The organism is Armatimonas sp. (assembly GCF_043757465.1).
Classification (GTDB): Bacteria; Armatimonadota; Armatimonadia; order Armatimonadales; family Armatimonadaceae; genus Armatimonas.
This window is the reverse complement of the sequence record NZ_JAYVPL010000020.1, coordinates 20,073-31,722: the sequence shown is the minus strand read 5'-3', so window position 1 is coordinate 31,722 and position 11,650 is coordinate 20,073. Positions and strand designations below refer to the sequence as shown.

Genomic DNA, 11,650 nt, shown 5'->3' with positions numbered 1-11,650 from the left:
GCCGAAGCCACAGAAGAAGTGGGCATCCTAAGAGATGCCCACGTATCCCAAGCGGTCACGGAGCAAGCTCCGGGGAATGTACCCGTATGCGATTCATCTCAGCCCAAATAGCTCGGGCTAAATCTTCTGGCCATAATGTCGCAAGCGACCCCCGAGTTTATTAGTCGCGGAGCGACATTCCAGCCGCAGGCTCATTGACGCCCACGTTCGTGTGGGCGGACAAAACTGGTGGGCGGATAGCGCACTTTACTTCACCTTGTCCAGAAACTCGCGGAGGCTTTTCTCACCGCTCTCGGTGCGGGGGCCTTCGGTGCGCCAGAGAACGTCGCCTTTGGGGGTGACGATAAAGGCGTAGATTTTCTTCTGGTCTTTGAGGCCAAGCGGACGCATAAATGCGCCTTTGTCGGAGTAGATTGTGATGGTTATGGCACGGGTGGCGGGGTCGGGGATGCCGCGCCGCATGCCGTTGTTGACAAAGTCGCGCATCAGCCCGATCATCTTACCGATCACCGGGAACTCATAAAGACGGAGCTTGGGGTGTGCTTTCATCAGCTCTTTGGCGAGTGGCACCCAGGTGTCAATATCGCGCTGCTGGTTGCGCTGGAAGGCCACAAAGACGAGGTTCAGCTCTCCGGCGAAGTCCTGTGGGAAGCTGAGCTTCTTGCCCTCCAGGTTGTCGGCTTGGACACGAGGGAACGTAAGGGAAGGGGGCGTTTGCATGGTGCTTTCCACAACGCTAGTGTCGGTTCTCTGGTTCCCGGTCAAAGAGAGGCAGGGGCGTCTCTTGAACGGTGGCGAGGCGGGTGAGATAGTCGGCGCGGGAGATCTCTTTGGCACCAAACATTGCAAAGTGGGGGGTCATGGTCTGGATATCAATCCACGTTGCGCCGCGCGTTTTGAGATGCTCAATAAGAAAGAGGACGCAGAGTTTGGAGGCGTCACTGATCGTGTGGAACATGCTCTCGCCGGAGAAAACGCCCCCCGCCGTGACGCCGTAGAGCCCGGCCACTAAGTGATTGTTCTCGTCCCAGGCTTCGATACTATGGGCATCCCCGGCAGCATGCAGTGCTTGAAACGCGCTGATCATTCGGGGGGTGATCCAGGTGCCCTCTTGGCCGGGGCGTGGTGCCTTGCGGCAGGACGTGATGATCTGGTCGAAGGCCATGTCCACCGTGAAGCGTAGCGCGAGTTTCCTGCGGCGGCGAGCGAGACGCTCGGGGATGTGCAACTCGTCGAAGTCTAGTACGGCACGGGGATCAGGGTTGAACCAGAGCAGGGGCAGGCCCGTGTGCGGCCACGGAAAGATTCCCTGACGGTAGGCACACTGGAGCGTGGCGACATCCAGTGGCCCACCGATCCCGACGATTCCTTCGGGCGTGGCTTTTTCCGGGGTATTGAATCCGAAACGACGGCGAAACAGCACTGACTCGATTGTACCTAATCCGGTCAGGAATTCTGTTCCTGCAGGCGACCGTCTTGTAAGGACAAGCGGCGGCCAGCGGCAGCGGCAAGAGTTTCGTTGTGGGTGACGACAATGAGAGTGATGCCGTCGTTCTGGTTCAGCTCCTCAAGCAGGCTGAGGATGCTTGCGCCGGTAGTGGAGTCGAGGTTCCCCGTTGGCTCGTCGGCGAGGAGGATTCTCGGGCGGCGTACCAGGGCTCGGGCAATAGCGACACGCTGCATCTCTCCCCCGGAGAGCTGATGGGGGCGGTGGTGCCTGCGGTGGCTCAGCCCGACCCGCTCCAGAAGCTCGGCCACCGGAGGGCCGGGGGATGCCTTCCCCAGCGTCCGGGGGAGAGAGATGTTCTCCTCGACCGTCAGGATAGGCAATAAACCGAAGTCCTGGAAGACAAAGCCCAGGGTGTCGCGCCGGAGTCGTGTTCGCTCGGCATCAGAAAGACGAGAGACTTCTTTGCCTGCCAAGCAAAGGCTCCCCGAGGTCGGCAAGTCCATCCCTCCCAATAGCTGGAGCAGAGTGGACTTTCCCGATCCGCTCGGGCCAACAATGGCGATAAACTCGCCTTCTTCAATGTGGAAGCTCACCTCGGTGAGTGCCCGGACATCCTCTGCACCTCGCCGGAAGATTCGGGTCAGGTTCTGTGCCTCGATCAGGCTCATCGTGCCTCCCGAATCGCCAGAGCGGGCGAGAGTCTGGCTGCACGCAGGGCGGGCAGGAGGGCAGCCAGTGTGCCCAGAAGAGGGGCGACTATCAGGCAGCTCAGCACCAACGTGAGATGGGGGGAGAGGAGGCGGTCGGTGGGGACGTAGGGTAAAAGATGACGCAGCCAGGACTCGACTCCCGTGGCCGCGATCAGGGCTAGTCCGATTCCGAGGAAGCTACCCAACAAACAGAGCGCGACGGTCTCCAGCCAGATCAGTCCAAAGACCGCTCCCGGAGTTACGCCGACCGCCCGCAGGATGCCAATCTCCCGGGTGCGCTCGGACACCGCCATCAGAATCGTATTGGTGACCCCTGCGCCCGCCGCCAGCAGTGCCGCAAGCGTGATACAGCCCAGCAGGAGGCGGGTGGCGCGCACCAGCGCCTGAATGGTCTCAAAGAGATGGGCAAGTGGGACAACCGTCATCTCCAGCCCCGCATCACAGCCCCGTAGCGCCGCCGTAACCTTGTCCACCTCATCGGGGTTTTGCAGACGGATCAGGATATGGGTCAGTGCACCGGGTCGTCCAAAGAGCTTCTGGGCATCAGGCAGTGGCAAGTAGACAAAAAAATCGTCGGGGCCTTGGGTAGGGGCGAGAATGCCCGCCACGGTTCCCTGTCTCCCCGTAATTCCTGGGAGCGCCACAGTCTCCTGAAGCTTCCAGCCACGGGCCTTGGCCAGCTCCGCACCAATCAAAATCCCGCCGGAGAGCTTTGGGAAGCCGCCTTGGGCAAAGCGCCAGTGTGGTCGAAGACCCAGAATGCGCTCGGTCACACCGCAGTAGACACTCTGGGCACCCGTTTGGGAATCGAAGTAGGCATTCATCAATACGGGTGCCGCCACACCAACTCCAGGTGTCTGCTCTACCTCGGTGAGGTAGGTGGACTTGAGGTAGCAGGGCCAGCTTGCACCGTGCAGAGCAATGGAGGCGGAGTCGTAGGGGCAGCCCTTAGGTACGACAATCAGGTGCGCCCCGAGCCGATCCAACTCGCTGTGCAGACCGTCTTGATAGCCCCGCTGGAACGAGAGCAAAAGAAAGAGCATTCCGATGGCCACGGCCACGCCTAGGGCCGTGACAGACGAGCGGGTCTTCTGTCGCAGTAAATTGATCAAGGCAAGTCGGATCATGTAATTTTAAGTGCCTCTGCGGGGTGGATTCGGCACGCACGCCAGGCGGGGAATGCTCCTGCCACGAGCCCCACCGTGCTCATCAGCGCCAGGCACTGGGCCACAGTGGTAACGGTGAGGGGAGGAAGCGGGCTAGAGGGTGCCAGGGGCAAAAAGGGCCGGACAAGCGCTTCGATTCCGGTGCCGAGTAGCTGTGCCAGCAGAAATCCGGCCAGGGTTCCCAGGAGGGTGAGTAGTAGGGCTTCGAAAGCGAGGAGTGCGAAGATGCCTGAGCGGGAGACACCCAGCGCCCGTAGCACACCCAGCTCCCGGGTGCGCTCCAGGGTCGCGGCCAGCATGGTATTGAAGACTGAGAGGGATCCAATCGCCACCGCGACCAGCGCGACTCCGAGCATCAGAGCCCGCGCTGCGCCCATAAGATTCAGGAAGGTTCCGATCATCTCCGTGAGGGTCACGACCTGAGCACCGGGAATCTCCTGGAGGCGGCGAGAGGCCGCTCCGAGCTGTGCTGGGTCCGTGAGACGGAGCGCGATCCCGGTGAGCCGCCCGGGTTTGCCGAACATTGCCTGTGCCGTGGCGAGCGGCACAAAGAACTGGCTGTCATCGCTGGTGCCGCTACGAGTCAGCACGCCACAGACAGTAAACGTGCGCCCCGTCTCCGGGCTGTAAAATTTATCGCCGGGCTGCCGCAGCTCCGTAATCGCCGCCTCAGCTCCGAGGAGAACCTCCTCAGGCTTTGTTGGCCAGTGGCCACTTGCGAGCTTCCACCAAGCGCGCATCGTCCGAGCTGTGTCGTCCACCCCCACCCAGAGATCCGTTCGCCCCAGCGCGGGGCGGGGCAGTGCGGCGGCAAAGAGGGGAGATGCCAGAGCGACGGCAGGATCGTGGCGTGCCTGTAGCAGTGCACTCTCTGGCAGGGATGTCTCGAGCCCGTGGCCTTTGATCACCTGCGCAGCGGCATCGAAAGGACAGCCTAGTGGAACCAGCATCAGCTGCATGCCCATCCCGTCCAGCTCACGCCGTAGCCCCGCGCGGTAGCTCTCCGAGAAGGCCAGCAAGCAGACCAGAAAAGCGACCGCGCTCGCCAGCCCACTCAGGGTGAGTAGGGAGCGCAAGGGGCGCCGGGTGAGATTTTTAAGCGCGAGTGCCAGCATCGTATTCGATCAGGAGAGCGCGAACAGCACGGAGCACTGCCCGCGCGGATCTCTCGGCGACGGGAGGGGTTTGTGCAGGAAGCTCGAAGTGACTCTGGGCTGTTTTACCCGAAAAGCTCATCAGAAAAGGTCGCGCGGTCAGCGCACGCGCAATCTCAGGGGGCTCCCGGTGACGTTGGAGTCGAAGCCCGACCACTTTCCCCTCGGTATCCACACCCAGCACGACCTCAATGGCCCCGAACTCACCTGGCGCCCGCCGCAGGAGTATGGCACCTCGTCCTTCCACGGGGAAGACAAAGAGCGCGTTGGAGTCTAGAGGTGTCTCGTTGCCGAGTCGCCTTATAATCTCCGCACGTTTTGACGAGAGCGCGAGCACTCGGGGAGCGGCGGAGTCGGGGAGGGCTGCGCCAGGGAAAAAGGCATCTAAATCGGCTCGGGGAGCGCGCCAAGGAACCATGGGTTGGCTCTGCGGGCCGAACGGGTTGGGCCTCGCATAGGCTGTCTTAACATCGCCGCTTCCATCGTGGAGAAGATAGGCCAGCCCGAGGCAAGCGCCCAGGAGCCCGATCACAGCAATCCCCACGATACTTTTTTTCACCTCGTCACCAATTCACCAACGCAGCCCGGTGGCTTCTACCTCACCCGTCTCTTTGCTGTAGCGGCCGAAGACGCGCATTTCCGTACCATTGGGGACATCGGTGACGGTGAATCCTGCGGCTTTGACATCCACTTTGATGATCCCTGTTGCATCTTTCAGGTGGAACCAGCAGGCCGCGGTGGGGCATTTGTCCGTCATGGTTCCCAACAGAGTGATGGGAGCCGTGGCGCTCTTCAGAGCCGAGATCGTGCAGACCGGACGCATCGGGGTCTCGGTACCCAGCAAGTGTTCTCCTGGTTGCGTGCATCCCATCACGGCAAGGGCCAGAAGCAGGGGCACTCGTTTAAGGAACAAGGCCGACTTCCGGAGCGGCGGGCGGAGAGCACTGGAGCTTGATAAACGCCTCACCCACTACCTTGGCGTGGCCGTCCACAAAGTAGGTGACCCGGTTGGGATGGCCCGTGGCCACCGACCAGCGGTTCGCCGCGTCATCGCCGTGCCAGCCGTAGATCTCCGCGCCCATGTACGTGTCGGATGGCACAGGAATCGCTGCCAGTGTCCCCAGGCGGGTGACCACCGTGTTCAGGCAGTAGCTGGAGCCTTCCGCCTTCCAGACGGGCTTTCCTGCTGTGGGTTCGGCGGCGATGCTGGTGGGAATGCCTACATCGCTGGGGCAGCGGAACATCTGATCATTTTTGACATAGGGCATGGCAAAGACACGGGGATCGTAGGGCAACCCAGTGACTTTGTTAATGGGGCGGCAGGGCTTGCAGGGAAACGCCGCACCGGGCCGCAGCACCCACTCGGCATTCGTCGCGACGGGTGAGTTATTGGGGGGAAAGGTCTCGTCGTAGTCCTGGACATACATCATCCAGGCAGTACCCATCTGGCGGACATTGGAGACACACGAGGTCTGGCGCGCTTTTTCCCGCGCCTTGGAGAAGACGGGAAAGAGAATGGCGGCCAGTATAGCAATGATGGCGATAACAACTAGAAGCTCAATCAGGGTAAAGGCTTTTTTCATTAACATTTGTTTCCTAGGGTGTGTCACGGCATCATACCGGTGGAATGCGATCCCTTCCACTACTGAGCGGGTGAAGGCAGGGAGAGAGACAGGGGAAGGCAGGGTATGCTGGTCAGTATGCATGTCCCTGAAATTATTGCCAAAAAGCGCGACGGCGCTGTGCTGACGGCGGAAGAAATTGCATTCTTCATTGAGGGCTACACGAGCGGCGTGATTCCTGATTATCAGGCAGCCGCGCTACTTATGGCGATTTACCTGCGGGGGATGAGCGCGGACGAGACGGCGGCATTGACGGCGGCGATGGCGCGCTCCGGGCAGCAGCTTGATCTTACGGAGCTTCCAGGCGCACTGGACAAGCACTCCACCGGCGGGGTCGGCGACAAGACCAGCTTGATCGTCGTCCCGATTCTGGCGGCGGCGGGCGTCCCGGTTTGCAAGATGAGCGGGCGTGGGCTAGGTCACACAGGAGGGACTCTCGATAAGCTAGAGGCAATTAGGGGGCTCTCCGTGGAGCGGAGCGCGGAGCAGATGCTCGCGCAGGTGCGAGCGATTGGCGCGTGCATTGTCGGGCAGACGGCGACTCTGGCACCGGCGGACAAGAAGCTCTATGCACTGCGCGATGCTACCGCGACCGTGGCGTGCCTGCCGCTGATTGTCTCCTCGATTCTCTCCAAGAAGCTGGCGGGGGGGGCTCCGGCGTTTCTGTTTGATGTAAAAGTGGGCAGTGGCGCGCTGATGAAAACAGAAGCGGAGGCAGTGGCGCTGGCGGAGGCGCTTGTGGCGGGCTCGGTTGCAAACGGACGGCGGGCGACGGCGCTCGTGACGGACATGAGCCAACCCTTGGGACGCACGATTGGCAATGCGCTGGAAGTGCAGGAGGCGAGTGCGCTTCTAAAGAGCCCTGCCCTAGCGGAGCCACGCTTGCGGGAGCTGTGCCTGCTTCTGGCGGCGCACGGCATCGCCCTAGCGCAAGGAGTCGCGCTCGAAGAAGGGCAGCGGCGAGCACAAAGTGCGCTGGAGTCCGGGGCCGCGCGGCATGTCTGGGAGGCACTGGTGGCGGCCCAGGGGGCAGAGAGCGGAGCGCCGCTTCCTCAGGCACCCTACAGTGAACTCGTTGCTGCAACCGAGGCGGGGTATCTCCAGCGCATTGACGCGCAAGCCCTCGGCGAGCTGGTCGTTCGGCTGGGTGGGGGACGAGTGCGCAAAGAGGACACAATAGACCCGGCAGTGGGACTGGAGCTATTTATCCAGGTGGGCGATCCTGTGGCACTTGGGCAGACTCTCGCGCGTGTCCATGCTCGGAACACCGAGGCTGCTAATGCCGCTAAGGGCGAGGTTATTGCTGCGCTTGAGATCGGTAGAATCCAGAGGCATGTTCTGCCCTTAGTGCTGTGCTGTATAAACTAATAAACTCAATCAGTGGTAAAAATACGGGTTTGAGGCAGTATAAATACGGGTTTTCTACCGTGCCCGAATTTGTGGCAAGCTTTTTGTGATATTCTTCAACGACAAGGGAAGAAACCTAAATGAAGACCCTCTTTAATACCTATACAATCTTGAGTTTGATTCTCGTGCAGGGTGTTTTGAACACGAATACGGCGTATGCACAGCGTCGAGATACCAGTGCTCCTTCGGGAGTGGTGTTGCCCGCTTTTACATCTCAGCGTGTTACTTCGGGGCGAGACCGGTTCCTGAACGAGCCCGTGCTCACTACCGATGCTCTGGTGGAGTCGCTCAAGACCAATAAGATTTTCCGCAGCAATATCGCCAAGCACTTCGGCCTACCTGAGGAACGTGTTGTTAGCTTTGTGGAAGATGCGCTGGTTCCCTATATTCTGCCCCAGGATACTCCGGTAACCAACTATGGTGTGACAAAAACGGGCCTGATCTACGGCAAGAAAATGTCTCTCAAGAAGGGAACCCGTGTCTGGGCGACCCGTGATGGCAGCCCGGTTCTGAAGTGGATCTGCTCTAACCCCCTCTCGCCCAAGGCACCTGTGCTGAAAGAGAAGCCCAAGCCCAGTACGGTGAGCAGCCGAAAGGTTCCCAGTGGTCTTGAGCAAGTGGCTTCTAACCTGCAAGCACCAGCGGGACTCGAAGGCCTCCCGGGCGGCGAAGTGGCGTTAAACCTGCCCCCAGACCCGGTCTTTGTTAAGCCAACTCCTAAGCCGGTAGTACCCACTGTCAAGCCGACTCCTAAGCCTGTTATTGAGCCCAAGCCCGTTCCGGCGCCACTCAACAAGATTGCTCGCACAGGACTGCCGCTTCTGCCGCTTGCAGGAATTGCGGGCGCTGTGGTGCGCTCCGTGAAGCAGCCCGTGTCGGTGGAAACGGAGCAGAATGCGACGGCGCTTGAGCCAGGGGCTCTGGCGTCAACGACAGGCACCATAACAAGTCGAGCGCGCGGCGTGAACTCCGTACCCGAGCCAGGGACACTTTTGCTGGCCGCACTGGGCCTGGCTGGCTTGCCTCTCTTGCGCCGCCGAAAATAAACGCTAGGCGGATTTACTCCCAGCAGGCTCGCTCTCTCGGAGAGCGAGCCTGCTTTGTTTTTCGTGCTGGAGCTGCTCGCGCCACTGGCTGAGCAGTGTCCCCAGAGTGACCCCAAAACTGTCGTAGAGCACATCGGCGGCCACTCCCCAGCGCGATGGGACAAAGCTCTGGTGCCACTCGTCACTGGCGGCAAAGCCGATGCCCAGCACCAGCGGGAGAACTACGTGGCGGCTACGAAAGTGGGGGCTGCCGCTTCGAGCGGCGCGGTAGGCCAGGAGTGCGAGGAGCAAGTATTCCAGAACATGGCTCGTCTTACGGATGTTAAAATCAATCCGATCCACCTGGGCGGGAGTGAGCTGCGTCGCTAGCGAGGGAGCGAGTCTACGCAGAATGCTATGCATCAGAGGCCGGGTGTGCTGTGCGGAGCCACTATCGCCCGACATCGTAAAAATAAACCCCATCCAGATCAGGAGGGGGAGGGTGTAACGAACAAAGCGGCGCATTGTCTGTAAGTATATGTTAAACTGGTTTAGATAGGCAAACAGTGGGGCATACTTAAGTCGGCGCAGGAATGGATCTTTTTTCACCCGTAATTACCGTTTCGGAAGCACTCTCCCCACACACAGGGGAAGCTGCACCGCGTCAGGATGCACCCCTTGCCGCCCGTATGCGCCCTCGTCTCCTGGATGAACTGGCTGGGCAGGCACATCTGCTCGCCGCCGGGAAGTCGCTGCGGCAGGCCATTGAGCGTGATGAGCTGCGCTCCGCGATCTTCTGGGGGCCGCCGGGCTGTGGGAAATCTACCCTCGCGTCGCTGATCGCACGCACGACACGCTGTCACTTTGAGAGCTTCTCCGCCGTCACGGGGGGAGTCGCCGAGGTGCGCAAGCTTATCGATGCGGCGCGGGAGCGCCATAAAGCCTACGGGCAGCGCACGCTTCTCTTTGTGGACGAGATCCATCGCTTCAATAAGGCCCAGCAAGATGCTTTCTTGCCCCATGTCGAAGACGGCACTGTGATTTTGATCGGCGCGACGACGGAGAACCCGTATTTCTCTGTCAATGCGCCACTGCTCTCGCGGGCACGGCTCTATCCCTTCCAGGCGCTGAGTGAGGACGATCTCGCGGCGCTCCTAACACGGGCTCTGACCGATGCCGAAAACGGGCTAGGAGCAAGATCACTCGTGCTAGAACCCCAAGCGCTTGGGTTCCTCGCGGCAGCGGCGTCGGGAGATGCACGCTCGGCACTCGGGGCACTGGAGCTGGCGGCGGCGCTGGCACAGAGCGGAGTCATTACTCTGGCGGACGCCGAGGAGGCCGTTGGTCAGCGCTCCCTTGGCTACGATAAGTCTGGCGACACGCACTACGACATGGCATCCGCGCTCATCAAGAGTATCCGGGGCTCCGATCCGGATGCGGCGATCTATTATCTGACTCGTATGCTCGAAGCCGGAGAGGAGCCGCGCTTTCTGGCCCGTCGCCTCGTCATTCTAGCATCGGAGGACATTGGCTGTGCCGATCCGAGTGCGCTGCCCCTCGCTGTGGCGGGTTTTCAGGCTGTCGAGGTTATTGGCATGCCCGAGTGTGCTTTGAACCTGGCACACGTGACCCTCTATCTGGCGGCGGCTCCCAAGTCTAATGCCTGTACTAAGGCGCTGGGGCGAGCACGTGACGACATTCGCAACGCGGCGTTCTCGGGCATACCCAAGCCCCTGCGTGATAGCCACGCGAAAGGAGTTCAGTCACTTGGGCACGGAGTTGGTTATCTCTCTCCTCATGACTATCCCGAGGGCTTTGTGCGGCAGCGCTACTTACCTGAGGGGCTCCCTGAGAAAAAAGAGCCTTACTACCAGCCGACGGAAAACGGTGTCGAAGCGAAGATTAAGGCGCGCCTTGAGCGTCTCTGGAGCGATAAAAGCGATGAGGCGAGTTAAATGCTAGAGATACGGGAAGCGGCGTGGCGCGAGGCAAAGAGCCCTGTGGAGCGTATTGATGCGGCCAATCGCTTGGCACAGGTGCTCGCTCAGACGGATGTCGGGCGCTGCCGTGAGCTGGCCGAGGAAACCTATGAGGCAGCCCGTGCGCTGGGCTACCTGCCAGGCGAGGCGGGAGCACTCCGTTACCGCGCCATCTGTCGGTTGATTCAGGCTGATTTAGAGGGGGCAGAGGCCGACTACCGGACTGCTCTCGCACTGAGCCGGGAGCAGGGACTGCGGGAGATCGAGGCAAGCTGTTTTTTGGGGTTGAGCACGCTCCAGCGCAAAGCGACCAACTACGCCGAAGCGATGGCACTTCTTCTCGAAGCACGTCGCCTGCGTCAGGACGAGGGCGACCAGCAGGGGGAGGTCGCCGTTCTTAACAATTTAGGGGCGCTCTGTCTGGAGCTTGGAAGCTACGATGAGGCGCTGGCTTTCTTACTCGCGGGGCTGAAAATGGCGCGTGATAACCAGCTCGCGGATTACGAGATCTTCTGTCTTGCCAATGTGGCAGGGATCAAGCGGGAGGTGGGGGATCTTGAGGGAGCCGCTGCGGATCTAAGTTTCTGTCTGGCCCTAGCGAAGACTCTGGGCAACAACTATATCCGCCCTCACTTGCTCGCTGCTCTCTGTGAGGTTTACTTGAAAGGGGGGCGAATCGAGGAGGCGCTACGCGTCAATGAGGAAGCACTCACCTTGGCAAGTGGTGGAGAGGACCGTCAGGTGGAACTCTCGCTGCTGGTTCACCTAGGGACGATCTGTAACGAGTTGGGTATGCCGGAGGCAGCCGAGGCGGCGTTTACCCGGGCACTGGAGCGCACCGAGCGGCTGGGGGACTTAGAGCGACGATTGGAGACACTCTGTCAGGCGGCAGTGTTCTACCAGAGCCAGGAGCGACTGCCCGAAGCCCGTCGAACATTTCACGAAGTGCTGGAGCAGGCCAATCAGACGGGCGCACGGCGTCATCTCCCACGGGTGCTGCGTGGTCTGGCTGCTGTGGAGCCGGAGCAGGCGCACTACTACCAAGAGCAAGCAGATGCCATCGAGGCGGTACTTAAGCAACAAGCCCTCAAGAGCCGCCAGCTTGCTTTGGAGGCGCGGGGCTAGTGTGGGTTAACG

General features: G+C 60.7%; 13 protein-coding genes. 4 read left to right on the top strand and 9 right to left on the bottom strand.

What is annotated here, in order from left to right; all coding sequences use genetic code 11:
- Window positions 1-246 precede the first annotated feature (246 nt).
- From ACH2ED_RS02795 to ACH2ED_RS02760, 8 genes are read right to left on the bottom strand one after another with little or no spacing between them, the layout of a single operon-like run.
- Window positions 247-720 carry a hypothetical protein gene (locus tag ACH2ED_RS02795; protein WP_395088688.1) on the bottom strand — a complete coding sequence of 158 codons (474 nt, stop codon included), beginning with the start codon at window positions 718-720 and terminating at the stop codon, window positions 247-249.
- Between the two features lie 16 nt (window positions 721-736).
- The gene (gene aat / locus ACH2ED_RS02790) at window positions 737-1,423 is read right to left on the bottom strand and encodes a leucyl/phenylalanyl-tRNA--protein transferase (RefSeq protein WP_395088687.1); all 687 of its coding nucleotides are present in this window, start codon (window positions 1,421-1,423) and stop codon (window positions 737-739) included.
- Between the two features lie 23 nt (window positions 1,424-1,446).
- Window positions 1,447-2,118 carry an ABC transporter ATP-binding protein gene (locus tag ACH2ED_RS02785; protein ID WP_395088685.1) on the bottom strand — a complete coding sequence of 224 codons (672 nt, stop codon included), beginning with the start codon at window positions 2,116-2,118 and terminating at the stop codon, window positions 1,447-1,449.
- Window positions 2,115-3,287, bottom strand: a complete 1,173-nt coding sequence (locus ACH2ED_RS02780) for an ABC transporter permease (RefSeq protein WP_395088684.1) — start codon at window positions 3,285-3,287, stop codon at window positions 2,115-2,117. Before ACH2ED_RS02780 ends, ACH2ED_RS02785 begins: the two co-directional genes overlap by 4 nt.
- Window positions 3,284-4,441, bottom strand: coding sequence for an ABC transporter permease (locus ACH2ED_RS02775; protein WP_395088683.1), 1,158 nt, complete (start codon window positions 4,439-4,441; stop codon window positions 3,284-3,286). Before ACH2ED_RS02775 ends, ACH2ED_RS02780 begins: the two co-directional genes overlap by 4 nt.
- Entirely contained in the window at window positions 4,422-5,039 is a 618-nt protein-coding gene (locus ACH2ED_RS02770; protein WP_395088682.1) for a hypothetical protein, read from the bottom strand. The genes ACH2ED_RS02775 and ACH2ED_RS02770 overlap by 20 nt, the downstream gene beginning before the upstream one ends.
- Before the next feature lie 12 nt (window positions 5,040-5,051).
- Window positions 5,052-5,393: a hypothetical protein gene (locus tag ACH2ED_RS02765; protein ID WP_395088681.1), complete on the bottom strand. Its 342-nt coding sequence runs from the start codon at window positions 5,391-5,393 to the stop codon at window positions 5,052-5,054.
- Window positions 5,383-6,063 carry a type II secretion system protein gene (locus tag ACH2ED_RS02760; RefSeq protein ID WP_395088680.1) on the bottom strand — a complete coding sequence of 227 codons (681 nt, stop codon included), beginning with the start codon at window positions 6,061-6,063 and terminating at the stop codon, window positions 5,383-5,385. The genes ACH2ED_RS02765 and ACH2ED_RS02760 overlap by 11 nt, the downstream gene beginning before the upstream one ends.
- A gap of 105 nt (window positions 6,064-6,168) precedes the next feature.
- Between ACH2ED_RS02760 and ACH2ED_RS02755 the strand changes: the two genes are divergently transcribed.
- Entirely contained in the window at window positions 6,169-7,470 is a 1,302-nt protein-coding gene (locus ACH2ED_RS02755; RefSeq protein WP_395088679.1) for a thymidine phosphorylase, read from the top strand.
- A gap of 119 nt (window positions 7,471-7,589) precedes the next feature.
- Window positions 7,590-8,555: a DUF6777 domain-containing protein gene (locus ACH2ED_RS02750; RefSeq protein WP_395088678.1), complete on the top strand. Its 966-nt coding sequence runs from the start codon at window positions 7,590-7,592 to the stop codon at window positions 8,553-8,555.
- A gap of 3 nt (window positions 8,556-8,558) precedes the next feature.
- Here ACH2ED_RS02750 and ACH2ED_RS02745 read toward each other — a convergent pair whose 3' ends face one another.
- Window positions 8,559-9,059, bottom strand: a complete 501-nt coding sequence (locus ACH2ED_RS02745; RefSeq protein ID WP_395088676.1) for a VanZ family protein — start codon at window positions 9,057-9,059, stop codon at window positions 8,559-8,561.
- Between the two features lie 68 nt (window positions 9,060-9,127).
- On the opposite strand from ACH2ED_RS02745, the gene ACH2ED_RS02740 reads away from it, so the two are divergent.
- Together ACH2ED_RS02740 and ACH2ED_RS02735 are read left to right on the top strand one after the other, a co-directional pair.
- Entirely contained in the window at window positions 9,128-10,489 is a 1,362-nt protein-coding gene (locus ACH2ED_RS02740) for a replication-associated recombination protein A (RefSeq protein ID WP_395088675.1), read from the top strand.
- Window positions 10,490-11,638: a tetratricopeptide repeat protein gene (locus tag ACH2ED_RS02735; RefSeq protein ID WP_395088673.1), complete on the top strand. Its 1,149-nt coding sequence runs from the start codon at window positions 10,490-10,492 to the stop codon at window positions 11,636-11,638.
- The last annotated feature ends 12 nt before the right edge of the window (window positions 11,639-11,650 follow it).

Coding starts and splice junctions, on each gene's coding strand:
- ACH2ED_RS02795 (WP_395088688.1), bottom strand. CDS start 720: ATGCAAACGCCCCCTTCCCTTACGTTCCCTCGTGTCCAAGCCGACAAC.
- ACH2ED_RS02785 (WP_395088685.1), bottom strand. CDS start 2,118: ATGAGCCTGATCGAGGCACAGAACCTGACCCGAATCTTCCGGCGAGGT.
- ACH2ED_RS02780 (WP_395088684.1), bottom strand. CDS start 3,287: ATGATCCGACTTGCCTTGATCAATTTACTGCGACAGAAGACCCGCTCG.
- ACH2ED_RS02775 (WP_395088683.1), bottom strand. CDS start 4,441: ATGCTGGCACTCGCGCTTAAAAATCTCACCCGGCGCCCCTTGCGCTCC.
- ACH2ED_RS02760 (WP_395088680.1), bottom strand. CDS start 6,063: ATGAAAAAAGCCTTTACCCTGATTGAGCTTCTAGTTGTTATCGCCATC.
- ACH2ED_RS02755 (WP_395088679.1), top strand. CDS start 6,169: ATGCTGGTCAGTATGCATGTCCCTGAAATTATTGCCAAAAAGCGCGAC.
- ACH2ED_RS02750 (WP_395088678.1), top strand. CDS start 7,590: ATGAAGACCCTCTTTAATACCTATACAATCTTGAGTTTGATTCTCGTG.
- ACH2ED_RS02745 (WP_395088676.1), bottom strand. CDS start 9,059: ATGCGCCGCTTTGTTCGTTACACCCTCCCCCTCCTGATCTGGATGGGG.
- ACH2ED_RS02740 (WP_395088675.1), top strand. CDS start 9,128: ATGGATCTTTTTTCACCCGTAATTACCGTTTCGGAAGCACTCTCCCCA.
- ACH2ED_RS02735 (WP_395088673.1), top strand. CDS start 10,490: ATGCTAGAGATACGGGAAGCGGCGTGGCGCGAGGCAAAGAGCCCTGTG.